The organism is Arthrobacter globiformis, from assembly GCF_030817195.1.
In the GTDB taxonomy this organism is placed as follows: Bacteria; Actinomycetota; Actinomycetes; order Actinomycetales; family Micrococcaceae; genus Arthrobacter; species Arthrobacter globiformis_D.
This window is the reverse complement of the sequence record NZ_JAUSYZ010000001.1, coordinates 3,339,420-3,366,405: the sequence shown is the minus strand read 5'-3', so window position 1 is coordinate 3,366,405 and position 26,986 is coordinate 3,339,420. Positions and strand designations below refer to the sequence as shown.

The 26,986-nt window shown below is 67.7% G+C and carries 24 protein-coding genes and 1 pseudogene; 19 read left to right on the top strand and 6 right to left on the bottom strand.

Features of this window, described 5'->3' with window-relative positions; translation table 11 throughout:
* Positions 1-3: 3 nt before the first annotated feature.
* Positions 4-1,809: an aspartate--tRNA ligase gene (gene aspS, locus QF036_RS15235; protein WP_307103175.1), complete on the top strand. Its 1,806-nt coding sequence runs from the start codon at positions 4-6 to the stop codon at positions 1,807-1,809.
* 75 nt (positions 1,810-1,884) lie between these two features.
* Positions 1,885-2,724, top strand: a complete 840-nt coding sequence (locus QF036_RS15230) for a GNAT family N-acetyltransferase (protein WP_307103173.1) — start codon at positions 1,885-1,887, stop codon at positions 2,722-2,724.
* A gap of 36 nt (positions 2,725-2,760) precedes the next feature.
* Here the strand turns inward: QF036_RS15230 and QF036_RS15225 are convergent, their stop codons facing one another.
* From QF036_RS15225 to QF036_RS15205, 5 genes are all read right to left on the bottom strand, one after another.
* Positions 2,761-4,140 (bottom strand): MFS transporter, encoded by a 1,380-nt coding sequence (locus QF036_RS15225; RefSeq protein ID WP_307103170.1) that lies wholly within the window; start codon positions 4,138-4,140, stop codon positions 2,761-2,763.
* Positions 4,141-4,150: 10 nt separating this feature from the next.
* Entirely contained in the window at positions 4,151-4,480 is a 330-nt protein-coding gene (locus tag QF036_RS15220; RefSeq protein ID WP_307103168.1) for a Dabb family protein, read from the bottom strand.
* Position 4,481: 1 nt separating this feature from the next.
* Complete coding sequence (locus QF036_RS15215) at positions 4,482-6,161, bottom strand: FAD-dependent oxidoreductase (RefSeq protein ID WP_307103166.1); 1,680 nt, start codon at positions 6,159-6,161, stop codon at positions 4,482-4,484.
* A gap of 70 nt (positions 6,162-6,231) precedes the next feature.
* Positions 6,232-6,993: an SDR family NAD(P)-dependent oxidoreductase gene (locus QF036_RS15210; protein WP_307103164.1), complete on the bottom strand. Its 762-nt coding sequence runs from the start codon at positions 6,991-6,993 to the stop codon at positions 6,232-6,234.
* Positions 6,994-7,099: 106 nt separating this feature from the next.
* Positions 7,100-7,885 (bottom strand): IclR family transcriptional regulator, encoded by a 786-nt coding sequence (locus QF036_RS15205; protein WP_307103163.1) that lies wholly within the window; start codon positions 7,883-7,885, stop codon positions 7,100-7,102.
* A gap of 133 nt (positions 7,886-8,018) precedes the next feature.
* Between QF036_RS15205 and QF036_RS15200 the strand changes: the two genes are divergently transcribed.
* The 5 genes and pseudogenes from QF036_RS15200 to QF036_RS15180 all read left to right on the top strand — a co-directional run bounded on the left by QF036_RS15200 (position 8,019) and on the right by QF036_RS15180 (position 13,679).
* Positions 8,019-9,755, top strand: coding sequence for an FAD-dependent oxidoreductase (locus tag QF036_RS15200; protein WP_307103161.1), 1,737 nt, complete (start codon positions 8,019-8,021; stop codon positions 9,753-9,755).
* A 21-nt stretch (positions 9,756-9,776) separates the two neighbouring features.
* Entirely contained in the window at positions 9,777-10,550 is a 774-nt protein-coding gene (locus QF036_RS15195; protein WP_307103160.1) for an IclR family transcriptional regulator, read from the top strand.
* A gap of 141 nt (positions 10,551-10,691) precedes the next feature.
* Positions 10,692-11,846: pseudogene (locus QF036_RS15190) on the top strand (cytochrome P450); the annotation flags it as partial.
* Between the two features lie 200 nt (positions 11,847-12,046).
* Positions 12,047-13,315 (top strand): NAD(P)/FAD-dependent oxidoreductase, encoded by a 1,269-nt coding sequence (locus QF036_RS15185; RefSeq protein WP_307103158.1) that lies wholly within the window; start codon positions 12,047-12,049, stop codon positions 13,313-13,315.
* 10 nt (positions 13,316-13,325) lie between these two features.
* On the top strand, positions 13,326-13,679 hold the full coding sequence (locus QF036_RS15180) for a 2Fe-2S iron-sulfur cluster-binding protein (RefSeq protein ID WP_307103156.1): 354 nt from the start codon (positions 13,326-13,328) through the stop codon (positions 13,677-13,679).
* A gap of 28 nt (positions 13,680-13,707) precedes the next feature.
* Here the strand turns inward: QF036_RS15180 and QF036_RS15175 are convergent, their stop codons facing one another.
* Complete coding sequence (locus QF036_RS15175; RefSeq protein WP_307103154.1) at positions 13,708-14,382, bottom strand: acVLRF1 family peptidyl-tRNA hydrolase; 675 nt, start codon at positions 14,380-14,382, stop codon at positions 13,708-13,710.
* Positions 14,383-14,443: 61 nt separating this feature from the next.
* Between QF036_RS15175 and QF036_RS15170 the strand changes: the two genes are divergently transcribed.
* The 12 genes from QF036_RS15170 (at position 14,444) to QF036_RS15115 (ending at position 26,905) form a co-directional block, all read left to right on the top strand.
* Positions 14,444-15,919 (top strand): replication-associated recombination protein A, encoded by a 1,476-nt coding sequence (locus QF036_RS15170; protein WP_307103152.1) that lies wholly within the window; start codon positions 14,444-14,446, stop codon positions 15,917-15,919.
* A 171-nt stretch (positions 15,920-16,090) separates the two neighbouring features.
* Positions 16,091-16,717: a 30S ribosomal protein S4 gene (gene rpsD / locus QF036_RS15165; protein WP_003800725.1), complete on the top strand. Its 627-nt coding sequence runs from the start codon at positions 16,091-16,093 to the stop codon at positions 16,715-16,717.
* A 145-nt stretch (positions 16,718-16,862) separates the two neighbouring features.
* The gene (locus tag QF036_RS15160) at positions 16,863-17,237 is read left to right on the top strand and encodes a DUF948 domain-containing protein (RefSeq protein WP_307103150.1); all 375 of its coding nucleotides are present in this window, start codon (positions 16,863-16,865) and stop codon (positions 17,235-17,237) included.
* 19 nt (positions 17,238-17,256) lie between these two features.
* Positions 17,257-17,487, top strand: a complete 231-nt coding sequence (locus tag QF036_RS15155; RefSeq protein ID WP_307103148.1) for a DUF6167 family protein — start codon at positions 17,257-17,259, stop codon at positions 17,485-17,487.
* 106 nt (positions 17,488-17,593) lie between these two features.
* A complete protein-coding gene (gene alaS, locus QF036_RS15150) occupies positions 17,594-20,272 on the top strand; it encodes an alanine--tRNA ligase (protein WP_307103146.1) in 2,679 nt (892 codons plus the stop codon).
* 6 nt (positions 20,273-20,278) lie between these two features.
* Complete coding sequence (ruvX, locus tag QF036_RS15145) at positions 20,279-20,878, top strand: Holliday junction resolvase RuvX (RefSeq protein ID WP_307103144.1); 600 nt, start codon at positions 20,279-20,281, stop codon at positions 20,876-20,878.
* Positions 20,875-22,578: an endolytic transglycosylase MltG gene (mltG, locus tag QF036_RS15140; protein WP_307103142.1), complete on the top strand. Its 1,704-nt coding sequence runs from the start codon at positions 20,875-20,877 to the stop codon at positions 22,576-22,578. Before ruvX ends, mltG begins: the two co-directional genes overlap by 4 nt.
* Positions 22,575-23,435 (top strand): shikimate dehydrogenase, encoded by an 861-nt coding sequence (locus QF036_RS15135; protein WP_307103141.1) that lies wholly within the window; start codon positions 22,575-22,577, stop codon positions 23,433-23,435. Before mltG ends, QF036_RS15135 begins: the two co-directional genes overlap by 4 nt.
* A 26-nt stretch (positions 23,436-23,461) precedes the next feature.
* On the top strand, positions 23,462-24,661 hold the full coding sequence (gene aroC, locus QF036_RS15130) for a chorismate synthase (protein WP_307103139.1): 1,200 nt from the start codon (positions 23,462-23,464) through the stop codon (positions 24,659-24,661).
* Positions 24,661-25,302 (top strand): shikimate kinase, encoded by a 642-nt coding sequence (locus QF036_RS15125; RefSeq protein ID WP_307103137.1) that lies wholly within the window; start codon positions 24,661-24,663, stop codon positions 25,300-25,302. The genes aroC and QF036_RS15125 overlap by 1 nt, the downstream gene beginning before the upstream one ends.
* Complete coding sequence (gene aroB, locus QF036_RS15120) at positions 25,299-26,387, top strand: 3-dehydroquinate synthase (protein ID WP_306923870.1); 1,089 nt, start codon at positions 25,299-25,301, stop codon at positions 26,385-26,387. The genes QF036_RS15125 and aroB overlap by 4 nt, the downstream gene beginning before the upstream one ends.
* Complete coding sequence (locus tag QF036_RS15115; protein ID WP_307103135.1) at positions 26,387-26,905, top strand: tetratricopeptide repeat protein; 519 nt, start codon at positions 26,387-26,389, stop codon at positions 26,903-26,905. The genes aroB and QF036_RS15115 overlap by 1 nt, the downstream gene beginning before the upstream one ends.
* The last annotated feature ends 81 nt before the right edge of the window (positions 26,906-26,986 follow it).

Genomic DNA, 26,986 nt, shown 5'->3' with positions numbered 1-26,986 from the left:
GCTGTGCTGCGCACACATGACCTCGGATCCCTTCGCTCCGAGCACATTGGACAAACCGTAACCCTGGCAGGCTGGGTTGGCCGCCGTCGTGATCACGGTGGTGTCGCATTCGTCGATCTGCGTGACGCCTCGGGCGTGGCGCAGGTGGTGGTCCGGGAGGAAGAGGTCTTCCACGGGCTGCGCAACGAATACGTGCTCCAGGTGACCGGTACGGTCTCCAAGCGCCCGGAAGGCAACGAGAACGCTGCCCTTGCCACAGGCGAGGTGGAGGTCATGGCGGACAAGGTCGTCATCCTCAACACCGCTGACGCCCTCCCCTTCCAGATTGATGAGCACGTGGAAGTGGGGGAGGAAGCCCGGCTCAAGCACCGCTACCTGGATCTGCGCCGCCCCGGCCCCAGCCGCAACATCCGCCTCCGGTCCGAGGCCAACCGCGTGGCCCGCGAGCTGCTGCACGAAGAGGGCTTCGTTGAAATTGAGACGCCGACCCTGACGCGTTCGACGCCGGAAGGCGCCCGTGACTTCCTGGTCCCCGCACGCCTGGCGCCGGGTTCCTGGTACGCGCTGCCGCAGTCGCCGCAGCTGTTCAAGCAGCTCCTGCAGGTGGGCGGCTTCGAGAAGTACTACCAGATTGCCCGCTGCTACCGCGATGAGGACTTCCGCGCCGACCGCCAGCCCGAGTTCACCCAGCTCGACATCGAGGCCAGCTTCGTCGAGCAGGACGACATCATCCGGCTCGGCGAGAACATCGTCAAGGCTGTCTGGAACCTGATCGACGTCGAAATCCCGACGCCGATCCAGCGCATCACCTACGCCGACGCCATGGCCCGGTTCGGGTCGGACAAGCCCGACCTGCGGTTCGGCCAGGAGCTGACCGAACTGACCGAGTTCTTCAAGGACACCAACTTTGGCGTCTTCAAGGCTCCCTACGTCGGTGCCGTCGTCATGCCCGGCGGTGCCTCGCAGGCCCGCCGCGCACTCGATGCATGGCAGGAATGGGCCAAGCAGCGCGGCGCCAAGGGCCTGGCCTACGTCCTTTATAAGGAGGACGGCGAGCTCGCGGGCCCCGTGGCCAAGAACCTCACTGAGACCGAACGCGCCGGCCTGGCCGACGCTGTTGGCGCCAAGCCGGGCGACTGCATCTTCTTCGCTGCCGGCGAGAAGACCCCGTCCCGCGCGCTGCTGGGTGCTGCCCGCGTTGAGATCGGGCACCGCACCGGCCTGATCGACCCCAACGCGTGGGCTTTCTGCTGGGTGGTGGACGCCCCCATGTTCGAACCCGCCGCTGCCGCGGTGGCGTCGGGCGACGTGGCTGTGGGCGCTGGCCAGTGGACCGCGGTGCACCACGCCTTCACCTCGCCGAAGCCGGAGTTCCTGGACACCTTTGACCAGGACCCGGAGGCTGCCCTGTCCTACGCCTACGACATCGTGTGCAACGGCAACGAGATCGGTGGCGGATCCATCCGTATCCACGAACGCGAAGTCCAGGAGCGCGTCTTTGAGCTCATGGGCCTGGACAAGGCCGATGCCCAGACGAAGTTCGGGTTCCTGCTGGAGGGCTTCAAGTACGGCGCCCCGCCGCACGGCGGCATCGCCTTCGGCTGGGACCGCGTGGTGGCGCTGCTGGCGGGGGTGGACTCGATCCGCGACGTCATCGCCTTCCCGAAGTCAGGCGGCGGCCACGACCCGCTGACCGACGCCCCGGCTCCCATCACCGTGCAGCAGCGCAAGGAGGCCGGCGTCGACTTCAAGCCCGAGGCCAAGAAGGCCGAGCCTGTACCCCAAAAGGCCGAGGACGCAGCCAAGTAGAGTGACCTGAACGTCAGTAAGGGCTCTCCGGGAAACCGGGGAGCCTTTGCTGTCCCAGGCGGAAGGAGGAATCCGATGGATCGGCAGACAATCCCCGGGTTGGACGTCGGACTGGATGTACTGATGGACGCCGCCTGGCCTGCGCCGGACCGGGAGCTGTCCGGCGGCTGGGTTCTCCGCGCCGCCGCCGGAGTGACCCAGCGTGCCAACTCCGTCTGGCCGCGTTCGGAGCCCCGAGGCACCCGGGATGGACGGCTCGCTGCGCTGCGGGAGGCGCGGGCCTGGTACCGGGGCCGCCGGCTGCCGGTGATCTTTCAGGTTTTCGACACTCCCGGCAGCTCTGCGCTGAACGCCGTCCTGGATGAGGAAGGCTTCACCCGGCAGTCCGAGACGCTGATCATGGCGCGTGCGGCTGAGGTGGCACCTGCGGCCGGCGGGGATGCTCCGGAACCTGGCGCCGGCGTCGAAATTACCGGGCAACCATCGGCGGAATGGCTGGAGCTGTGGTGGTCCGTTGACGGCCGCGGCGCCGCCGCGGAACTGGAGACTGCCCGTGCCATCCTCACCGGCTGCCCGGCGCTGTACGCCCTGGTGAGGGACGACGACGGCGGGCCGGCCGCCGTCGGACGCCTTGCCGTTGTTCCCGGCGGGACTGCCGGCCCCGGCGCGCCGGGCAGCTGGGGTGGGCTGTACTGCGTGGCCACCCGGCCCGATGCCCGACGCCGCGGCTACGCCACCCGGGTCCAGCAGGGCCTGTTCAGCGCAGGAGCGGCGCGGGGACTGGCCGGTTACTGGCTGCTGGTGATGGCGTCGAACACCGCTGCCCGGGAGCTGTACTCCCGGGCAGGTTTCTGTGAAGTGTCCCGCTATTACTACCGGCAGGAGCGGCCGCGGCGTTCACTGAGCGGCTGCTGAGCTGCGTCCCCACCCCGCCGGAAGCCGTGCGTCGGCTCAGCGGTGCTCGAGGGCGGGCTGCTGTGCCTCGGCCTGCCGCCGGCGTGCGGTGCCAGCCAGGTACGGTCCGCCGAGTTCGCCGATGGGCGTGGCGGCAGTCTCCCGGGACCAGAATACGGATCCTGCGGCGATGAGCATGCACACGGTGCCGAAGACGGCCACCGGCACCCAGCCCCAGGCTCCGGGGGCCAGCAGCATCCCGGCGATCATCGGGCCAAAGCCGGCGAGAACCAGGCCGAACTGGTTGCCCAATGCCATGCCGGAGTAGCGGACGGGCGCTGCGAACTGTTCGGCGAAGAATGCCGGCCAGACGCCGTTGAAGCCCGAGTACAGCACCGTCATGTTCAGGAACGCGGCAAGGAACACCAGCACAATGTTGCCGGAGGAGAGGGCCAGGAAGTACAGGAAGATCGTGACGGAGCAGCCGATCGCGGCGGTCAGCAGGAGGGGGCGGCGGCCGATCCGGTCGGACAACCTGGCCGCCAGCGGCATGGCGAACATCGACAGGCCAATGGCCACGGCGTTCACGGTCAGGATGGACGCCCGGTCGAAGCCGGCGCCGGACGTGGCGTAGGCGAGTCCGAACACCGTGAAGATGGTCTGCATCACGGACATGATGGACATTCCCGCCACCCGCAGCACATCCGCGGCCTGGAAGCGGAGCACTTCCTTGATGGGCATCGGGGCCACCTGGCGGCGTTCCTGGGCCTCCTCGAAAACCGGGGTTTCGTCCAGGTGCGTGCGGACCCAGTAGGCGATGGCGAGGACCACGATGGAGAGCCAGAACGGGATGCGCCAGCCCCAGCTCATCATGGCCTCCCGGGGCAGTGACGTAACCGGAATGAAGACCAGGGTGGCCAGCACCATGCCGGAGGCGTACCCGGTCATCACGAAGCTGGTGAAGAACCCGCGCCTGCCTTCGGGTGAGTGTTCCAGCGTCAGCGTCGAGGCGCCCGCCGATTCGGCGCCGGCGGAGAAGCCCTGCGCCAGCCGGCCCGCCACCAGCAGGATGGGGGCCCAGACGCCGAGCTGTTCGTAGGTGGGCAGGAAACCGATGCCGAGGGACGCCAGGCCCATGATGCCGAGGGTCAGCAGCAGGATTTTCTTACGGCCCAGTTTGTCGCCGAAGTGGCCCATCACCAGTCCGCCAACAGGCCGCGCCACGTATGCGACGCCGAAGGTGGCGAAGGCGCCGATCAGCCCGATGGCCGGGTCCGCGGAGGGGAAGAACAGGTGGGGGAACACCAGGGCTGCCGCGGTGCCGTAGATGAAGAAGTCGTAGTACTCCAGCGTGCTGCCGAGGAAGGATGCCAGGGCGGCCTTCCGGGGCGTTTTCCGCAGTGCCTCTGGTGCTTGGGGTGATGGGCTAGTGGTCACGGGAATCTCCTTAAGACTGCGTTGTCTCAATGGCCGCCGGCAGGGTGTCCGGGAGGTGGAAATCCACCGCAAGGATCTGCTGGCTGTTGGGGAACGAGTACGCCTTCAGCGGCTCGTGAAGTGGGTGTGTGTTGTACACGGCGATGTCCTCGACACGTTCAAAGTCGGCCACGATGGCGTAGTCGAAGGAGCGTTCGGTGTTCAGGACGTCCGGGCCGTGGCTGAGGCTGAGCATGCCGGGGATCTTTCCGGCCATGTTGTTGAGCCCGTCAATCCAGGCCTGCCGGGCGGCCGGCGGGAAGTCGGGCTTGAACTGGAAGAGCACAGTGTGGCGAATCATCTCAGGCACCGGTCTCGACAAGCTCGACCACCGGTGACGGCGCCGCAGAAACATATTCGGGGGACTGGCCGGCAAGGGTCCGGCCGGCGAGGTAGCCCATGGTCATGATGGGCCCAAGGGTGGCACCGGCTCCGGGGTAACCTGCCGCGTAGGCGTTTTCGGTGGTGTTCCCGGCGGCGAACAGGCCCGGGATGGGGCGGTTGTCGACGTCGAGCACGCGGGCCGACCCGTCGGTGGCCACGCCGCCGTTGGTGCCGAAGGCGCCGTTCACCACCTCCAGCGCGTAGAAGGGGCCGGCCTCGAGCGGGCCCAGCGAGGGGTTCGGCCACGGGCAGTCGGCGTCGCCCCAGTACTTGTCGTAGGCGCTTTCGCCGCGCCCGAAGTCGGGGTCCTCGCCCCTGGCTGCGAACTCGTTGAACCGGGCCACTGTGGCTTCCAGGTTCTCCGCCGGAACGTTGATCTTCGCGGCGAGTTCAGCCAGCGTGGGAGCTTCGATCAGGTAATCGGGCGTCGGCTGGCCTGCGCGGTGGGCCAGGATGCCGTAGCGCTCCAGGTAGCCGTGGTCCACGATCACGTGCGCCGGGGTGTTCAGTGTGCGGTTGGCGGCGGAGTCCCAGGACTGCAGGCTGCGGGCGAGGTCGTTGTAGTTCTGCGACTCGTTGGCGAAGCGGCGGCCGTGGCGGTTCACCATGATGGACCCCGGGCCCTGGCGTTCGAACCGCAGCAGGGTGCCGATCGCCTGCCCGTCGCGGGTGTCGCCGGTGACGGACATCGGTGCCCACCAGGCTTCGCGGGTGCCGCGGGTCTGGCCGCCGATGCGCTGAGACATCCGCAGCCCGTCGCCGGTGTTCGATGGCGGCGAGCACATCGTGTAGAGCCGGGACGCGAGCATCGAATCGGCCAGGACCTTGTCCCATTCGAAGCCGCCCGTCGCCAGCACCACGCCGTCGCGGGCATGGAACGCCTCGCCGGTTTCCAGTTCGACGCCGGCCACCCGGCCGCCATCGGTGAGCAGCCGGTGCCCGCGCGCCCCGGTGACGAGCGCGGCGTTGTCGCGGACCAGGCTGGCGAGCAGCATGGAAACGAGGGCCTGTCCCTTGGCCACGAGGCCGTCGTCCTGGCGGCCGGCCAGGTCGTCCCAGGGGAATTTGGTGAAGGCGCCCCACTCCTCGTATTCCTGCATGGTGAAGGGGGCACGGCCATCACTGCGCACGTGCGCCCGGAGTGCGCCCAGCGCCTCGGTGCTGTTGAACAGCTCGGGCTCCACCGTGCGGCCGCCCGTCACGGCTCCGGGGAGATCCTGCCGGTAATCGGGGAAGTTGTCGAGGAAGATGAAGCGGACGCCGCACTCCGCCTCGACGAAGCGGAGCATCTGGTCGCCGTAGGTCAGCGCAGCGTCCAGCAGTTCCTTCCTGCCCCTGCCGCGGGCGACGGCCCGCACGTACTCCGCGGCCGCTGCCTTGGAATCGGTGATCCCCGCCTTCCGTGCGTGGTGGTTATCCGCCACCCACAGCATGCCTCCGGATACGGCGGAGGTCCCGCCCAGGAGGTCACTCTTTTCGAGGACGACGACGGACTTGCCGGCCCGGGCGGCGGTGGCCGCCGCGGTGAGTGCTCCCGCACCGGAACCGACGACGACGACGTCGTAAGTGTCTGCGGAGGTGCCGTTGACGAATTTCATGGGGTGTTGCCTTTCAAACGGAAGTTGATGGGTGCTGCTGCAGCTGCGGTGATGCTGGGTGGGGGCGGCGTCAGACGGCTGTGTAGCCGCCGTCGATGACGAGCTCGGATCCAGTGGTGAAGCGCGACTCGTCCGAGGCCAGGTAGAGCACGCCGTAGGCGATCTCATCCGGTTCGCCCTGGCGGGGCAGCGGGTTGGAGCCCACCAGCTGCCGGTAATAGGCCTCGGGGCCGATGTCCGACTGCTCGGCGGAGCGGCGGCTCATCCTGGTGTTCATGGACCCGGGATGGATCGAGTTGACCCGGATGCCGTAGCGGCCATAGGCCGCGGCGTCCGACTTGCTCAGCAGCCGTACTGCACCCTTGGTGGCGTGGTACAGCGGAACGTTCCGGCCACCGGTGAGGCCGTGGATGGAGGAGAAGTTGACGATGCTGCCGGTGCCTTGTTCGATCATGCCTGGGACCACGTGCTTGGTCATCAGCCAAACGCCCTTGACGTTGACGTTGAAAATCGTGTCGAAGTCGGCCGCCGAGGCGGTGTGGGAGGCTCCTGCCGGGCCGATGATGCCTGCGGCGTTGACCAGGATGTCCGGGGTGCCCAGTTCGTCGCGGACCCGGCCGATAGCTCCGGCAACGCTGGCCTCGCTGGTGACGTCGACGTCGTACTCAGTGATGTTTGCGTGTGCCGCGGCGGCGGGGATGCCGGCAACGTCCAGGCTGGCAACCTTCGCGCCGTGTTCGGCAAGGAGGGCGGCAGTGGCGCCGCCCAGGTCTCCGCGGCCTCCGGTCACAATGGCGGTCTTTCCGGCCACGCGCTTCTGGATGGGATTCATGTGGTGCTCCTCGTGATCCTGCAGCCTCGTCGCTGCTTTCCAGCCAGCGTGGCAGGGGATCTGTGAGCGGAACCACACGATTACCGATGAACGGCAAGGCCGGCCTTTAGTGGCTTTGCCGGAGCGTCCCCTTCAGCTCGCCCCGCCAGCCCAAGGCCCGTGAGATCCCGCGCGCGGCGGCCATCAGGACGGGCACCCGGGCAGGCGCGTTCTCCTCGTGGCGCGGCACCACCACGCTGAGCGCGGCACGGACGGTGTTGTCCGGACCGAACACCGGCACGGCGATGCCGCTGGACTCCGGCACGATCACCCCGGGCATGGCGGCGAAGCCGCGCTGCCGGATCTCGGCCAGGTGGCGCCGGAGCGCGGCCGGCTCGGTCAGGGTCGTCTCGGTGAACTTCGTCAGTGGCCGGGCCAGGAAGGCGTCCTGGTACGCGGCGGGGGAGTGTGCCAGCAGCACCAGTCCCGAGGACGTGGCGTGGACCGGGAGCCTGCCGGCGATTTTGGTGATGTCCACGATGGTCTTGTCCGAGCCGAGCCGTTCGATGTACAGAACCTCGTCCGAATCGAGGATGCCCAGCGTGGTGGAGTGCTGCACCACGGCCTGGACGTCCTCCATGAAGGGCAGGGCGGCCTCGCGCAGGCCCAGCATCTTGGAGCCCCGGGAAGCCAGTTCCCACATCCGCGTGCCGATGTGGATGTCCCCGCCGGGCTCGCGTTCCAGCAGACGCTCGAGCAGCAGGTCGTTGACCAGCCGGTACGTGGTGGTCACCGGCAGGCCGGTGCGCCGCCCGAGCTCGGCAACGCTCATGGCGGGGTGCCGGTCATCGAAGGCGCTCACGATCTTCACGAAGCGGCCGATGATCGACTCGCCGGATGCGGAGTTGGCCACGGTTCCTCCTGTCGATTCCCGCTCAATGGTAATCCTCCTCCCGGGGGGCCGTGCTGCCGGATCTACTGGGGGTTTGTCAGTCAACGCCTGCCGCCGCAAAGGAGTGGCCTGCAGGCAGAACGGAGCAGGAACCATGACAGAAACTGCAACGACGGCGGTCTGTGACGTCCTCGTCATCGGATCGGGCGTGGCCGGGATGGCCGCAGCACTGAAGGCCGCTTCGCAGGGATTGAGCGTGATCGTCGCGGAAAAGGAGCAGTACTTCGGCGGGACCACCGCCATTTCCGCGGGATGGGCCTGGGTCCCCGGCAACAAGCACGGCGCTGCACAGGGCGACACCCGCGAGGACGCCGAGACCTACCTGAAAAACCTGGCGCCGGAGACGTTCAACGAAGCGGGAGTCCGGACCTTCCTGGACACTGTGCCGGAGGCGATCTCCTTTTTCGAAAACGAAACCGACGTGAAGTTCACGTACCCGGAGAAGGCCCCGGACTACCAGATGGACCTGCCCGGGGCGAGGCTGTCCGGCCGGGCCATCCTGCCGCAGGACGTCGACGCACGGGTGCTCGGGGACAAGCGGCTCCTGATGCAGCCGTACATGAGCTCGTATACAGTCTTCGGCTACATGCCGCAGGTGGGGCCGGACATTAAGGAGTTCTTCCACGTGAACCAGTCGGTCAAGTCCTTCATCTATGTCGCCAAGAAGCTGCTGCGCACCTGGGCCGACGCCGCCCGCTACAAACGTCCGGTCCTGCGCTCCAACGGCAACGCCCTGATGACCCGCATGGTCAAGAGCGCCGACGACCTGGGCGTCCGGCTGTGGAAGGCCTCACCGGCGCTGTCCCTCACCAGGGACGACGCCGGAACCGTCACCGGGGCGGTCATCGGGGGAGAGCACGCCGTCACCGTCACGGCGCGCGCCGGCGTCATCCTCGCCGCCGGGGGATTCTCCGGGAACAGGGAACTGCGGCGGCGCTATTTCCCGCATGACGCCGGCGGCGACGACCACTTCACTCCCACTGTGGGCCACGGCGGGGACGCCGCCACCCTGGCGATGGGCGCCGGCGGCTACATCGACGATTCCGTGTTCAGCGTCGGCTCCTGGGCGCCGGTGACCGTGTTCAGGTACCTCAGCGGCGAACAGCGGCTCTTTCCGCACCTGCGGGCCATCGGCCTGCCCGGGCTGATCGCCGTCGACCGCCACGGCAGGCGCTTCGGCAATGAGGCCCTGAGCTACCACGACTTCGGCGGGGCCATGATCGAGCACAACAAGGACGAGGACAGGACCTTCGGCTACGTGATCGGTGACGCGAAAACGATGCATAAATACGGCATCGGCTATGCCAAGCCCTGGCCGATGCCGCGCGGTTACTTCTACCGGACCGGTTACCTGGTCAGGGGGAACACCCTTGCTGAGCTGGCCGGCAAGCTCGGCATCGATGCCGCGGGCCTTGAAGCCACCGTCGCTGACTTCAACCCGGCAGCGGAGCGCGGCGAGGACCCCGCGTTCGGCCGCGGCTCCACCCAGTACAACCACTTCCGGGGCGACCTCGAGCACAAGCCGAACCCGAACCTCGCGCCTGTGGGCAAGGGCCCGTACTACGCGGCGAAGATCCAAATGGGCGATCTGGGCACCTTCGCCGGCCTCGGCATCAATGAACACTCCGAAGTGGTCACGGCTGAAGGATCGGTGGTTCCCGGGCTCCTGGCCGTGGGGGCGGCCGCGGTGAGCGTCTTCGGCGGCGGTTACCCCGGCTACGGCTCCCACATCGGCCCGGCGTTGGTGTTCGGTTACCGCGCCGGACGGGACATCGCCAGGCTTGCCGGGGAACGCAACGCGTCCCGTCCGTCCAACGTGGCGGGCCGCTAGGTACCGGGCCCGGAGACCGCCATGGCCAACTCTCCCTCGGGGGAATCGGTGATCAGCCGCGTGGTGCGGCTCATGAGCGCCTTCGACCGGGACCTGCCGGCCATGACGCTCTCCGGCCTCGCCCGCCGCGCCGACCTGCCACTGACCACCGCGCACCGGCTCGTGGACGACCTGGTCCTCCACGGCCTGATTGAGCGGCTGCCTGACGGGAACCTGTGCTCCGGGATGCGCATGTGGGAGCTCGCGGCCCGGGGCTCCCGCGCACTTAACCTTCGTGAGCTGGCGCTGCCGTTCATGGAGGACGTCCAGGCAGCCGTCCACCAGCACACCACCCTCGCCGTGTTGGACCACGGCACCGTGCTGTACGTGGAGCGCCTTTCCTCGCCGCACTCCAGCCTGGATGCCGCCCACATTGCCCAGCGGATGCCCATCCACGCAGCCTCGTCCGGCCTGGTGCTGCTGGCGTTCTCGCCGCCCGCCGTCCAGGCCGAGGTGCTGTCCAAGGCGCTGACGGCCGTGACCCCTGAAACCATTACCGACCCTGCCCTCATCCGCAAGCACCTGGCCGAGATCAGGCAGCGCGGCTACGTGGCCCTGCCCGGCATTGGCGTCACCGAATGGATGGGCATTGCCGTGCCCGTCTTCGGGCCCGGGAACACGATAGCTGCAGCGCTCAACGCCATCGTGCCGCGGCAAGAAGCGGCTGTTCCGCTGATCGTCCCGGCCCTGCTGACCGCTGCGCACGGGATCTCCCGCGCGCTGAAATCCGCCCGGCCTGACGGCCGGTCCAGCTGAAATCCGCCCAGCCTGAAGGGCAGGCGGACTTTCGCAACCGATGAACGGAAGACCTGTGGGGGCGGCCATGGAGCATCCCGCAAGGTGGAGTGAGAGGCGGATCACACCGGATCACGCCGCAGCCAACCGGAAAGAAGGACGATGATGTCTTGCCCGATGACAGCAACACCCCCGGTCTCCACGCACATCAGCACCGGTGGAAATGCAGGCGAAGTCACCGCACTGCCGCCCTACTCGCATGAACTGGACTGGCCCGAGGGCCTGGCGCCGTTCAAGGTGGTGGACGACGGGACCCAGGGCGACCCCTACCGCCACTACCAGTGGATGCGCCAGAACGCTCCGGTGCTCCGCGCGCATTCACCCGTATCCGATGTCTGGTTCATCTCCCGGTACGACGACGTCCGCCGGGCCATGCGGGCACCGAAAGTCTTCTCCTCGCAGGTAGTGGACCCGGTCCCGCTGACCTTCCTGACGCTGTTCGACGCCCCGAACCACACGAGGCTCCGCCAGGTGGTGGCGCAGGCCTTCATTCCCAAGGCCATCGCCCGCTTCGAGGACCGGGTGCGGCAGAACGCCGAAATGTACCTGGCACCGATGCTGGCCGCGGGCGGCGGGGACGCCGTGGACGACTACGCCATCCCGCTCAGCATGTCCACTATCAGCGCCCTGCTCGACGTTCCGGCCGAGGACTTCGAGAAGATGAAATTCTGGTCCGACGAGACCTTCAGCTACTTCGGCCGGCTCGCCCGAAACGCCCAGGGCACCGGCACCGACGAGCAGAGCACCCTCGAGTTTTTCGCCTACCTGAAAGACACCATGGAGCGCCTGTACCGCGAGGGGAGCGACTCTGTCGGCGGACACATCGCCCGGATGTGGAAGGAAGGACTGCTCAGCGAGAAGGAAGCCAAGGAACTCTGCGCCTTTGTCTTCGTCGCCGGCCATGACACCACCACCATCCTGCTGGCCAACGCGTTCCGGATCTTCAGCGAACAGCCGGGCCTGCTGGAACGGATCCGCCTGAATCCAGACGATGCGAACCTCTTCGTTGAGGAACTGGCCCGCTACCGCGGCACCGTCCAGCGGGCCAGCCGGATCACCACGGAGGAGGTGGAAGTTGCCGGCGTGACGATTCCCGCCGGCGCCATCGTCCGCCTGCTGCCCGCCGCAGCCAACCGGGACAGCAGCAAGTATCCCGACGGCGAGCGCTTCGACATTGACCGCAACACCGACGGCCACCTCGGCTTCGGGCACGGGGTCCACAGCTGCCTCGGCGCGCCCCTTGCCAGGCTTGAGGTCCTGGTCACAGTCAAGCTCCTGGCTTGGCAAACTTGCCTCGCTCACGCTGGACCCGGACAAACCCATCGAATACGTGCGCGGCAACAACCTGACGAACTCGGGCCCAGAGCACCTCCACGTGCTGCTGCAGCAGGTAAACGCAGGGCAGACCAATGCGTAGCGGGACGGGAACTGCAGCACCGGCATTGGCCCAGGACCCGGTGGCGATCCAGGACCCGGTGGTCATTGTCGGTTCCGGACACTCCGGCGTCGCTGTCGCCGCAGGGCTCCGCACCCGCGGTTGGGGAGGCGGCATTCTGCTCATCGACGCGGAGAACGAACTGCCCTATGAGCGGCCGCCGCTGTCCAAGGAACTCCTGAAGGACGGCGCCCCGGATGAGTCAGCCGTGCTCCGCAAGGAGAAGTTCTATGCGGACAAGGGCATCGGCCGGCTCGCCGGGGTCACCGCGGAATCCATCGACAGGAACGGCCGGACAGTGCTGCTGTCCAACGGGACGCGGCAGGCCTACCACCGGCTGGTCATCGCCACAGGTACGCGGGCGCGGCCCCTCACCGTGCCGGGTGCCGGTCTGGCGGGAGTCAGATCCCTGCGGACCCGGGGCGACGCCCTCGAACTCAAGCAGCTGCTGGTTCCGGGAGCGCGCGTGGCCATCATCGGTGCCGGGTACATCGGGCTGGAAGTGGCTGCTGCTGCGGCCGCGAAGGGCTGCGAGGTTACCGTGCTCGAATTCCAGGACCGCGTGATGAGCCGGGTAACGTCAGCGCCCGTCTCGCGCCACTTCGAGCAGCTCCATGAGCGGCACGGGGTGCGGTTTGTCTTCGGCGCCGCGGTCACCTCGATTGACGGCGGACGACGGGCTGAACGCGTGACCCTCGCCGACGGCACGGTCCTTCCTGCCGACGTCGTCCTCGCGGGCATCGGCGTCATACCCAACCAGGAGCTGGCCGCCGGTGCCGGCATCGACTGCCGGGACGGCATCCTCGTGGACGGGGACGGCAGGACTTCCGATCCTGCCGTCTACGCCAGCGGGGACGTGACGCGGTTCACCAGTCCCATCGACGGTGCCAGCCAGCGGCTCGAATGCATCCAGAACGCGCTGGCACAGGCAGACTGCGTGGCCGCACACATCGCCGGCCAGGTGGCCGCTGAACCGGAAATCCCCTGGTTCTGGACCGTCCAGCACGGTGTCCGGCTGCAGACAGCAGGCGTCCGCCATCCGGAGGACCAGGTGATAGTCCGCGGTGAACCCTCCGGCGGCAAATTCTCCGTGGTCTACCTCCGCGACGGCCGCCTCGCCGCCGTCGACACCATCGCCAATCTCTCCGACTTCCGCACGGCCAAACGGCTGATCGGCCACGGAGCCTGGATCGACCCGCTGCTGGCCGCGGACCCCGGCATCCCCCTCGCCGAGGCCATTTCCGGCACACCCAACCACTCCGACGCTGACCTTACGGCAGCGCGATCCTAAGGAAACCGACATGAGCAACACCAGCATGAGCAACACCGCCATCAGCAACAACACACTTACCGTCGTCGACCGCGAAGGCGCCACCCATGACCTCGAATGGGAGCCGGACCAGAGCATGATGGAGGCCCTCCGGGACAACGACCTGCCCGTGCTGGCATCGTGCGGCGGCACCGCCTCCTGTGCCACCTGCCACGTGTTCCTGGAGCAGGAGGTCTTCGACACCCTGGAGGAACGCAGCGAGGACGAACTCGAGCTGCTCGTGGAGGCCAAGGGTTACCGGGAATGCGGCTCCAGGCTCTCCTGCCAGGTGGGCTTCAGCCGGGACCTCAACGGGGCGACCGTGACGCTGGCCCCTGAGGAGTAAAGGCCAGGCCGCGGCCAGGGCCAGGGAGCTAACTCCCGGGCGGGTCAGTCACCGTGACCCGCACCGCGCACGCGTCCGCCGCGGCCTTCTTCAGGACAGCGGCACGGGGATCGGGAACATCGAGGTAGGCCAGGCGCGGCAGGCCCGCCCAGGGCTTCAGGGCAGGCAGCGCCAGGACTTCGTCGGCCAGGCCGCGGTCACCGCCCGGGAGGATGTACTCGAAGGCCTGGCCGGCAAAAACCAGCCGCGCCTGCTCCGCCACCGCTTCCGCCATCGCGTCCGCCTGGTTGGCGCGGCGCCGGGCGAACCGCTGCTGCGACTGGCCACCGGCGGCGGTGCGGGACTGCACATACTTGGAACCGGTCTTGGCCGCGAGAATGATCCCCTCGCTGGCGACGGCCACGCCGTACCCTCCACGGCGGACCAGGACAAGGCCGACCGTGCGCGGCTGGGAAGCCAGGGAAGCCAGCCGTTCCACGAGGCCGGATCCCCGCCCCGGCCGGCCGTCGTCGGGCCACGGCGCCACCAGCAGGGCGGTGGCGCCGTCCGCGGCAGCCAGCCGCACGCCGTCGTCGTGGTCCTCATATTCGAGGTGACCGTGGCTGGCGGCGAACCGTTCCACCCAGCCGGCCAGCCGCGTGCCGGGGATGAACGCGGTCCTGGTGGACGCCGGACGTCCCTGCGTCGGACGGCTGCCTGGCATTGCGAATTCCCCGCTTTCGTGGCCGGACTTTTCCTGCTGAATCTAGAAGTAGCCTATCTATGTGGATGATCTTTTTGGTTCGGCGGCCCAGGACAGCGACGACGGCGACAACGACGACGCCGGCGACGCCGCCCAGTCCCGTTCAACGCAGTCCCGTTCAACGCCGCGCAGCCCGCTGGCAGTCCGGATGCGCCCGCGGACGCTTGACGAGGTGGTGGGCCAGCAGCACCTGCTGGGCCAGGGGTCCCCGCTGCGGCAGCTGGCAGCAGGTGCCGACGCCGCCGGTCCTGCCGGCCCCAGCTCGCTGATCCTCTGGGGGCCGCCGGGCACCGGGAAAACCACGCTGGCCCACGTGATCGCACGCGGGCCCGGGCGCAAGTTCGTGGAGCTCTCAGCCATCACCTCCGGGGTCAAGGATGTCCGCCGCGTCATGGACGACGCCCTGACCGCCCGTGACCTGTACAAGACCACCACCGTCCTGTTCCTCGATGAGATCCACCGCTTCAACAAGGCGCAGCAGGATGCGCTGCTGCCCGGCGTCGAAAAAGGCTGGGTCGTCCTGGTAGCGGCAACCACGGAAAATCCGTCGTTTTCGGTGGTCTCCCCGCTGCTGTCCCGCTCCCTGCTGCTGACGCTCAAGCCGCTCACCGACGCGGACATCGAGGGCCTGCTGGTGCGGGCCGTCGAGGATCCCCGCGGTTTGAACGGCAACGTCCGGCTCAGCGACGAGGCCCTGGAACACCTCGTGCGGCTTTCCGGCGGCGACGCCCGCCGGGCGCTGACCGCGCTGGAAGCCGCCGCCGGCGTTGCGTTCGGTGACGCGGACGACGTCGGACATTCCGGTGCGGGGGACGGTGACACCGGCGACAGCGGACCAGTTGACAGCGGCGCTGGCCAGCCGGTCGCCGTCGAACTGCGGCACACCGAGCGTGCCCTGGACGCCGCAGCCGTCCGCTACGACCGCGCCGGGGACCAGCACTACGACGTGGCCAGCGCATTCATCAAGTCCATCCGCGGGTCCGACGTGGACGCGGCCCTGCACTACCTCGCGCGGATGCTGGAGGCGGGGGAGGACCCGCGCTTCGTGGCCCGGCGCATCGTGATCTCGGCCGCGGAGGACGTCGGCATGGCGGATCCGACGGCGCTGCAGACGGCCGTGGCCGCGGCGCAGGCCGTGCAGCTCATCGGAATGCCCGAGGGCCGCATCGTGCTCGCCGAGGCGGTGGTCCACCTGGCCACGGCGCCAAAGTCCAACGCGGCCTACATGGGCATCAACAAGGCCATCGCAGACGTGCGGGCGGGCTTGGGCAACGGGATTCCCGCGCACCTGCGCGACGCGCACTATCCAGGGTCAAAGCAGCTGGGCCACGGCGTGGGCTACAAGTACGCCCATGATGCCCCGCACTCGGTGGCCGCCCAGCAGTACCCGCCGGACGACCTCGTGGGCCGCGACTATTACGAGCCCACTGCAAACGGTGCCGAGCGGGACATCGCCGTCCGGCTTGAACGGCTGCGGAAGATCGTCCGGGGGAAGTGACCGCCGTGGTAGGATGGATGTTTGTCTGGCAAGGCACGGACGCACAATCCACCGAATTTTAGTTCGACGGAGCTGTGCCCTGTGCCCAGTAGCAAAAGGCAGCGGTTGGCCGATGCTCTCCATCGTGGAGGCCAGTAACACTGACACACCGCAGATATTGGAAGGACACAAGTGGCTAACAACACTCGTGCTCGCCGTCAGGCCCGCCTCTCGCGGTCCCTCGGCATCGCTCTGACCCCCAAGGCCGCCAAGTACATGGAGCGCCGCCCGTACGGCCCCGGTGAGCATGGCCGTGCCCGCAAGAAGCAGGACTCCGACTACGCCGTACGTCTGCGCGAAAAGCAGCGTCTGCGCGCCCAGTACGGCATCCGCGAAGCTCAGATGACCCGTGCCTTCGAAGAAGCACGCCGCACCAAGGGCCTGACCGGTGAAAACCTCATCGAACTGCTCGAAATGCGCCTCGACGCCCTCGTGCTGCGTGCCGGTTTCGCCCGCACCATCGCACAGGCCCGCCAGCTGGTTGTGCACCGCCACATCCTGGTTGACGGCATCCGCGTTGACCGCCCGTCCTTCCGCGTCGGCGAGGGCCAGCTGGTCCACGTTCACAGCCGCAGCGAAACCATGCCTCCGTTCCAGGTTGCAGCAGCCGGCGCACACCGCGACGTCCTGCCCCAGGTTCCGGCCTACCTGGACGTCAAGCTGGACGCCCTGCAGGCCCGCCTGGTTCGCCGCCCGAAGCGCGCCGAGGTCCCCGTGACCTGCGAAGAGCAGCTCGTCGTCGAATTCTACGCACGCTAAATTCCGGCAGCGTATACAGAGAAGCCCGTGGCAAGCGCCGCGGGCTTCTTTGTATGTAAGGTACTTGGGGGACATTTTCGGCTGCAGCATGTTGGCCGCCGCACGTCCGGTACAGTTCCACGGAGTTTCAAGGAGATGAACGTCTATGTCTGGTGGCGATATTGCCGGCCTGATCGCGGCCGGGGTATTTGCGCTCCTGGTCCTGTTGTTGGCTGTGCCCATCCTCAAGCTGGGGCGGGTGTTCGACGAGGTCCGGACATCCATCCGTTCCATCAGCGACGGCGCCACCCCGCTCATGGACGAGGTCACCGCGACGGTCTCCACCACCAACCAGCAGCTGAAGAAAGTGGACGGCATTGCCTCCAACGTTTCGGACGCCTCTGCCAACATCTCCGCGCTGTCCTCCCTCGTGGCCGCGACTGTCGGTTCGCCGCTGATCAAGGTGGCCGCGTTCAGCTACGGCGTCCGTACCGCGTTCGCCACCCGCAAGAAGCCCGCCACCGGCCGCCGCAGCCGCTAAGCCCACCCGGAGAACTGAAATGAAACGACTTGTCTGGATGGGAATCGGCGTGGCCATCGGGGTCATTGCCTTCCGCAAGGTCACCGAGGCGCAGTCAGCGCTGGGCCCCGAAGGCCTGAACCGGGCCGTGGGCCGGCTCGCCGACGGAGTCTACGACTTCGCCGATGCCGTCCGCGCCGGCATGCGCGAACGGGAAACGGACCTGCGCTCCGCGCTGGGTGTTGAGTCCCAGGACGTCGTCCGCCGCTAAACGCGCGAGAATTAAAACCTGCAGTGCCGTCCAAGACCGGAACTGCCTCTGAATCAAACTGTCACGCGCCAGCATGCGTGAACCAAGAAGGGTAAGTAATCAGCTCATGAAGTCGCAGGAGATCACAAAGCGCTGGGTCGATTTTTTCGTCAGCAAAGGCCACACGGCGGTTCCCTCCGCATCGCTGGTCTCCAGCGACCCCTCCCTGCTGTTCACGGTTGCCGGCATGGTTCCGTTCATCCCGTACCTGACCGCGCGAGAGGAACCGCCCTACACCCGGGCCACCAGCGTCCAGAAGTGCATCCGCACCGGCGACATTGAGGAAGTGGGCAAGACCGCCCGCCACGGCACCTTCTTCCAGATGTGCGGCAACTTCTCCTTCGGGGACTACTTCAAGGAAGACGCCATCAAGTTCGCGTGGGAGCTGCTGACCACGGGCGTCGCCGACGGCGGGTACGGACTTCCGCCGGAACGGCTGTGGGTGACCGTCTACGAAGAGGACGACGAAGCCGAGGAACTCTGGCTCAAGAACACCGGAGTACCCGCTGAGCGCATCCAGCGCATGGGCAAGTCGGACAACTACTGGTCCACCGGCCAGCCCGGCCCCGCCGGCCCCTGCTCGGAGATCTACTACGACCGCGGCCCGGCCTACGGCGCCGAGGGCGGCCCCATCGCCGACGAGAACCGCTACGTGGAGATCTGGAACCTCGTGTTCATGCAGTACCAGATCGACAACGTCCGCTCCAAGGTCGAGTTCGACATCATGGGCGAACTGCCCAAGAAGAACATCGACACCGGCCTGGGCATGGAACGTCTTGCCATGATCCTGCAGGACGTCGAGAACATGTACGAGACCGACCAGGTCCGCCCGGTCATCGACATGGCCGCCAAGCTCTCGGGCAAGGAATACACCTCCGCCGAGACCGAGGACGATCCGCACCACACCGATGACGTCCGCATGCGCGTCGTCGCCGACCACATCCGCTCGGCCCTGATGCTCATCGCCGACGGCGTCACACCCTCCAACGAAGGCCGCGGCTACGTGCTGCGGCGCCTCATCCGCCGCGCGGTCCGCTCCATGCGCCTGCTCGGCGTGGAACAGGCCTGCCTTCCGGACCTCCTGCCCGCCTCGCGCGACGCCATGAAGGGCGTGTACCCCATCGTGGACACCGACTTCGACCGGATCAGCCGGATCGCCTACGCCGAAGAAAAGGCGTTCCTGCGCACCATCGCGTCCGGCACGGCCCGCCTCGAGGACGCCGTCAACGAATCCAAGGCCGCAGGCCGCCCCCTCTCCGGCGCCGACGCCTTCACCCTGCACGACACCTACGGGTTCCCCATCGACCTGACGCTCGAAATGGCCGAGGAAGCCGGGCTGAAGGTGGACGAGCCCGAGTTCCGCAAGCTCATGCTCGAGCAGCGCCAGCGCGCCCAGGCCGACGCCAAGGGCAAGAAGGGCGGCCACGCTGACCTCTCTGCCTTCCAGGAGCTGCTGGCAGAGGGCGAAACCGTCTTCACCGGCTACACCGACCTCGAAGGCGAATCCCGGGTCCGCGGCATCCTCAGCGGCGGCAGCAAGGTGTCCCAGGCTGCCACCGGCGACGAAATCGAACTCGTGCTCGCCGAGACCCCGTTCTACGCCGAGGCCGGCGGCCAGGCAGCCGACACCGGTCTCATCACCGGCGACGGCTTCGTCGTCGAGGTTCTCGACGTCCAGCGTCCGCTCAAGGGCCTGAGCGTCCACAAGGCCATCGTCCGCGAAGGCGAGATCGCCTCCGACGCACTGGTCCGTGCCGCTGTGGACCGTGAACGGCGCCACGCTGCCGAGCAGGCGCACACCGGAACGCACATCGTGCACGCGGCACTGCACCAGATCCTCGGCCCGCAGGCCACCCAGCGCGGCTCGTTCAACAAGGCCGGCTACCTGCGTTTCGACTTCGCCTGGGGTGAGGGACTGAGCGCCGCCACCAAGTCCGAAATCGAGGAAGTCTCCAACCTCGCCATCCGGAACAACTTTCACGTGGACACCAAGGTCATGGGCCTCGCCGAGGCCAAGGCCCTGGGCGCCATGGCGCTGTTCGGCGAGAACTACGGCAGCGAGGTCCGGGTCGTGGAGATCGACGGCGCGTGGTCCCGTGAGCTGTGCGGCGGCACCCATGTGTCCAACACCTCGCTGATCGGCAGCCTGTCCCTGCTCGGCGAGCAGTCCGTCGGGTCGGGAAACCGCCGCGTCGAGGCGTTCGTCGGCATGGACGCCTTCCGGCACCTGGCTGCGGAGCGCGCACTCGTGACCGAACTCACCGAAATGCTCAAGGTGCCCTCCGGGCAGCTGGCTGACCGCATCTCCGCGACCCTCGCCAAGCTGAAGGCCACGGAAAAGGAGCTCGAACGGCTCCGGAAGGAGCAGCTCGCCGCCGCTGCCGCCCAGCTCGCGGGAACCGCCGTGGACGCCGCCGGCGTCCGGGTCATCGCGCACGACGCCGGCCAGGTCAGCGGCGCCGACGACATCCGCGGTCTCGCCCTGGACCTCCGCAACCGGCTTGGGTCCGAAGCCTCCACGGTTGCCGTGGCCGGCGTCAGCAACGACCGCCCGGTCATCCTGGTGGCCACCAACGAAGCCGCCCGTGAAGCCGGCGTGAAGGCAGGTGCCCTGGTCCGGCTCGCCGCCGGAATCCTCGGTGGCGGCGGTGGCGGCAAGGACGATGTCGCCCAGGGCGGCGGCACCGACGCCTCCAAGGTTGGCGCCGCACTGACCGCCGTCGTCGACGCCGTCACCAGGCGCTAACCAACCGTGACTTCATCCGCTGAGCCGCACGTTCACCCCCGAGGCATCAAACTGGGGGTGGACGTGGGGACCGTCCGTGTCGGCGTCGCCATTTGTGACCGGGACGAGATCCTGGCCACACCGCTGAAGACGCTGGACCGCAATGCCAAGAAAAACTCGGATGTCAGGGTCATTGCCGCCCTCGCGGCAGACCGGGGAGCCGTGCAGATTTTCGTTGGCCTGCCACGGACCATGAAGGGCGAGGAACACGCCTCAGCCCGCATGGCCACGGAGTACGCCCAGCTGCTGGCTGACGAACTGGACCGCACAGGTTCGGACGTCCCGGTGCACCTGGTTGATGAGCGGCTCAGCACCGTCACGGCCCACCGCAACCTTCACGAAGCTGGCATGAGCAGCAAAAATCACCGTAAAGTGGTGGATCAGGTTGCGGCTGCAGGAATATTGCAGCACGCCATCGACATGCAAAAAGCCAGGGGAACGGATGTGGGGAGCCGTGTGCGCGCGCTTCCCCGTACGGGGCTGCCCGGACATGCCGCCGCAGATACTGCTGAACGGCCTGACCCGGAAAAGGAAACACGATCTTCAGAGGATGGACAGCTACAGTGAGCCCGGTCAATAGCGACGACTCCGCCGGCGACCCCTTCGCGGACGCCGGACGGCCCCTGACACGCAAAGAGATCCGCGCCCGCGAGAAGGCCGTCACCGCCGAGTCCGGCGATGCCGTGCCCGAGCAGGCCTACGAGTCCGTCGAAGAGCTGCACGTGGGCGTGGGCGCCGCGCAGCGGACCGGGTCATCGGCTGCGGCTTCCGGTTCTGGCAGCCCCCGGACGGCGGCAATAGCCACACCTCCGGCTGCCGTTCCCACTGCAGAGCCTGTTCCGGCCGTCGAGGTTCCCGACGTTCCGCCGGTTCCGCCAACCATCCACGACCCTGCTGAACATGCGGACCCCGCCGTGCATGGGGACGCTGCCGCCCAGGTCCACGGCGCCCAGTCTGAGGACGCCCCGCATTTTGCCGAGTTTGCGCACGGCCACGCCGAGTCCCACGCTGACATTCACCACGAAGCCGTCCATCACGAGGATGGCCATCACGGAGCTGTCCACCATGAGGATGGCCACCATTATGACGTCCACCATGACGCAGTAGCCCACCCGCCCTACGAGGAGCATGTGCCCTACGAGCAGCAGGCCGTGGGGCACCAGCTCCTGGCCGGCGCCGAGAACGCAGCCACAGTGACACGGCCCTCCAAGAAAGTCCGGCGCCGGCGCCGGCTCGTGGCCCTGCTGCTGACCCTCGCGCTCTTCGTCACAGCCACCGTCGTCGGCGCGCAGTTCCTGAAGCCGCTGCTGGGGAACGACAAGCCGGCCGACTATCCCGGCCCCGGTACCGGCCAGGTCAAGGTATCGGTCGTTCCGGGCGAAGGCCCGGTATCAGTCGCGGCCAAACTGGAGGACGCGAAGGTCGTGGCCAACGCCGACACCTTCATGGCGGCGCTGTCCGCATCCGGCGGCACGCTCTCGCCCGGGGAGTACGACTTCAAGCAGGAGATGAAGAACTCCGACGCCGTCTCCGTACTTCTCAACGAGGGACAGGCCAAGGTCATGTACTTTGCCCTCAGCGCGGGCCTGCGGATCGATGAATCGCTGGAGGCGATCTCGGAGGGCTCGGGCCTTTCCCTGGCCCAGCTGAAGGCGCTCAGCAACTCGCCCAAGCAGTTCGGGCTGACCTCCAAGGCGAAGAACCTGGAAGGCTTCCTGGCCCCGGGGGAGTACCGCTTCCCGCTGGGCACCACCGCCAAGGAGATTCTCACCAAGCTGGTGAAGAGCACCCAGGATGAACTCAAGTCGCAGGGCGTGACGGACGCCGCCAAACAGTACGACGTCGTGACCGTCGCCAGCATCGTGCAGGCAGAGGGCGGCCAGGCTGAGTACAAGGATGTTGCCGGTGCCATCTACAACCGCCTCAAGCCCACCAACACCGAAACGAACGGCCTGATCCAGTCGGACGCCACCGTCACCTACGGCCTGGGCAAGAAGACCTTCCACATCGATGAGGCCGAAAAGGCGGACAAGTCCAACCCCTACAACACGTACGCCATCCAAGGCCTGCCTGCCGGGCCCATCGGATCGCCGGGCACGACGGCCATCGACGCGGCGGCCAAGCCGAACAACAACGATTACCTGTACTGGGTGACCATCAACCTCGACACCAAGGAGACGAAGTTCTCCAAGACGCTGGCCGAGCACAACGGCTACGTCGAACAGTACAACGCCTGGTGCGAGGCTAATCCGGGCCGTTGCGTATGAGCCTGCGGGCGGCCGTCCTGGGGCACCCCATCGGCCATTCGAAGTCACCGGCGCTGCACCTTGCCGCCTACGCCCGGCTCGGGGCGGAGATCGGCTACAGCGCCATCGACGTGACCGAAGAGTCACTGCCGGCGTTCATGGACACCGTCCGCGCCGAGCCCGGCTGGCGGGGACTGTCCATCACCATGCCGCTGAAGAAAGCCATGGTCGCCGAGGTGGACGAGGTCCGCGGAGTGGCCCGGGTCCTGGGCGTCATCAACACGGTGGTGTTCGAGGGCGTCGGGGACTCCACCCGGCGCATCGGCTACAACACCGACGTCGCGGGGATCGTCAACGCCCTCCGCAACGCCGGGGCCGGTGACGGCCCCTCGGGCGTCATTCTTGGCGGCGGCGGAACGGCAGCCGCGGCAGTGGCAGCCCTGCAGGAGCTTGGTGCCGTGAAGGTGGACCTGTACGTGCGGAACACGGCCCGGGCTGAAGAAGCCAGGGCTGCGGCCAGCGGGCTCGGCATGGACATCACCGTCCATTCCCTCGACGGTGCCGTCGAAGCGATGGCCGGTGCCGGCGTCGTAATCTCCACACTGCCGCCGCGGGCGGCCGACGGGATGGCAGCAGAACTCGAAGCGCTGGGGCGGCGCACGGACGGCGTCCTGCTGGACGTCGCCTACGACCCCTGGCCCAGCCAAATCGCCGCGGCCTGGCACGCCGGAGGCGGAACAGTGGTCCCCGGACTTGAAATGCTGCTCTACCAGGCGGTGGAGCAGGTCCGCCATTTCACCGGCCTCGCCGAGGCCGGCAGTGCCGAAGTCATAGATGTGATGTGCGACGCAGTCGGGGCACCCCGGCGGGTGTCCTGACCGCCAGACATGGCAGGATGGTTTTTATGTTGCGTTGGTTGACCGCCGGTGAATCCCATGGCCCGGCACTGGTCGGAATTATTGAAGGCGTCCCCGCAGGTGTTGAACTCACCAGCGGGCAGATCGCCGATGCCCTTGCCCGCCGGCGGCTCGGCTACGGCCGCGGGGCACGGATGAAGTTTGAGCAGGACGTCGTGACCATCCTCGGCGGTGTCCGCCACGGCATCACCCAGGGCGGCCCGGTTGCCATCCAGGTGGGAAACACCGAATGGCCCAAGTGGGAACAGATCATGTCAGCCGATCCGGTGGACCCCGAGGAACTCGCGGGGCAGGCCCGGAACGCCCCGCTGACCCGGCCGCGCCCCGGACACGCTGACTTCACCGGCATGCAGAAATACGGCTTCGACGAGGCCCGTCCCGTGCTTGAGCGCGCCAGCGCCCGCGAGACCGCCACGCGCGTTGCCATGGGCACGGTCGCCGCCCAGTTCCTGAAACACCTGGGCATTGAGCTGGTCAGCCACACAGTCTCCATCGCCAGCGTGACCGTTCCGGAGGGCCGGCCGCTGCCGCTGCCGGACAACGTGATCGCGCTCGACGCCGATCCGCTGCGCTGCTTTGACCGCGAAACGTCCGACGCCATGGTTGCGGAGGTGGACGCCGCCCACAAGGAAGGCGAAACCCTCGGCGGCGTGGTGGAAGTGCTCGCCTACGGACTGCCCCCGGGCCTCGGCAGCTACGTCCACTGGGACCGCCGCCTTGATTCCCGCCTGGCCGCCGCCCTCATGGGCATCCAGGCCATCAAGGGCGTTGAGGTGGGCGACGGTTTCCTCACCGCCGCACGCCGCGGCTCCGCCGCCCACGACGAGATCATCAAGGACGCTGACGGCAGGATCATCCGCACCAGCAACCGCGCCGGCGGCATCGAAGGCGGCATGAGCATCGGCGACGTCCTGCGCGTCAGGGCTGCCATGAAGCCCATCGCCACCGTGCCGCGCGCCCTGAAGACCATCGACATCAGCACCGGCGAGGCGGCCAAGGCCCACCACCAGCGCTCGGACGTCTGTGCGGTTCCGGCTGCCGGCGTGGTGGCCGAGGCAATGGTTGCGCTGGTCCTGGCCGAGGCCGTGACCGAAAAGTTCGGCGGCGACTCCGTGGCCGAGACCGCCCGCAACATCAAGGGCTACCTCGAGAGCATTCCGGCGTCGCTGGATACGATCGGACTCTAGTGCCCCGGAGCAATACACCCTGCGCCGCAGGGGACCGGCCCATTGTGCTCATCGGGCCCATGGCGGTCGGCAAATCGGCGATCGGGCAGCAGCTGGCGCAGCAGCTGGACGCCCCGTTCGTGGACACCGACGCGGTCATCGTGGAGGGCCACGGTTCCATCGCGGACATCTTTGCCAGCCGCGGCGAGCGTGCCTTCCGGGAGATCGAAGCCCGGACGGTGGCCCGCATCCTCGAGGCCGCGGCCGGCACCGCCACCGTGGTTTCCCTGGGCGGCGGGTCGGTGCTGGACTCCGGCACGCAGCAGCTGCTGGAGCGGTGCACGGTGGTCTATCTGGAGTGTGACGCCGATACCGTCGCCGCCCGTATCGCCAAGAATTCCGGCCGGCCGCTGCTGGCCGGTGACGGCATCCGGCGCTGGAAGGCGCTGTTCGCCACCCGGAAGCCGGTCTATGAGCGCCTCGCGGACATCGTGCTGGACGTCCGGCAGGGAACCGTGCCGCAGCTGGGGCTCAAACTGGAAACGGCGCTGTGTGATTTCGCCGCCGGCAAACCGCACGAAACCACCACCCGCGAGATCAACAAAACCGCGACGACGGCAGCCAACGGAAGTGCTGCCGCGAAACAGGAAGTTGAAAAGTGAGCGAATCAACCGTCATCAAGGTCACCGGCCAGTCCGCCGGGGACAACTACGACGTCGTAGTTGGCCGCGGCCTGCTCGGCACGCTGCCGGGACTGCTGGGGGAGCGCGTCCGCCGCGTCCTCGTCATCCACCCGCGGGCCCTCCGGCTCACCGGCGACACCGTCCGGGATGAACTGGCCGCTGCCGGCTTCACCGCCGTCACCGCGGAAATCCCCGACGCCGAGGAAGGCAAGCACATCCAGGTTGCCGCCTTCTGCTGGCAGGTGCTGGGCCAGAACGATTTCACCCGCTCTGATGCCGTGGTCTCCGTCGGCGGCGGCGCTGTCACCGACCTTGCCGGCTTCGTGGCCGCCACCTGGCTGCGCGGCGTCAAGGTCATCCACATGCCCACCAGCCTCCTCGGCATGGTCGACGCCGCCGTGGGCGGCAAGACCGGGATCAACACGGCCGAAGGCAAGAACCTGGTTGGGTCCTTCCATCCGCCCGCCGCTGTCCTCGCGGACCTGGACACGCTCAAGACCCTGCCCCGGAACGAGATCATCTCCGGCATGGCCGAGGTCATTAAGTGCGGCTTCATTGCCGATCCCGCCATCCTGGACCTCGTGGAAAAGGATCCGGATGCCGTGACCGATCCAGGCTCCGACGTTCTGCGTGAGCTCATCGAACGCGCCATCGCCGTCAAGGCCCGCGTCGTCTCGGAGGACCTCAAGGAATCCGGACTCCGGGAAATCCTTAACTACGGCCACACCCTGGGCCACGCCATCGAACTCGTGGAACGCTACTCCTGGCGGCACGGCGCTGCCGTCTCGGTGGGCATGATGTTTGCGGCCGAGCTGTCCCGCAGCGTGGGCCGGCTCAGCGACGCCGACGCCGACCGGCACCGCAGCATCCTCGAATCCCTCGGATTGCCCGTCACGTACCGGCGCGACCGCTGGCAGGGCCTTCTGGACGGCATGCGCCGCGACAAAAAGTCCCGCGGCGACCTGCTCCGCTTCGTCGTCCTCGACGGGATCGCCAAGCCGGGGATCCTGGACGTGCCCGATACCTCCCTGCTCTTCGCCGCCTACCAGGAGATTGCTTCCTGATGCGCGACGACCAGACCGGAACGATCGAATGGCCCGACGGCGGATTCCCGGGGATCCGGGTCAACCCCGAATCGCTGCTTCCCGAAATTATCAGCGAAGAGACGTGCGCCGCCGCGCTTGAGGCATCCACCGACCCCGCCGAGCGGGTCCTTGTGCTGCTCGCCGAGGGACGCGCCGGCGACGCGGCCGAAGTGCTGGCAGAGGCCCGCTACCGGGACCCCGAGTCGTTCCGGCTCCGGGCGTATGAAGCGGATGTCCTGCGCGTCTCCCACCGCTATGACCGCGCGGTCGAACTCTTCCGGCAGCTCCTCACCGAGGCACAGGGCACGGCCAACGAAGCCCTCGCCCACCAGTACCTTGGCCGGGCGTACTTCGCCGCGGGAAACATCGGCGCTGCGGTGGAATCCTTCACCCGGGCGCTCGATCTCCGGGTGGCGCAGTCCGCCGACGCTGCGCTTATCTACTCCTCAACGGTGGCGCTGCAGCGGGCACGGGACGTCTTCGAACTGGCCTCCTGACGGGTCTTCCGGCTGCGCCGCAGCGGTCCTCCGGCCGCACCGCCAGGGGGCCCGAAAAGCGTGCCAGCCTTTTCCGCTAGA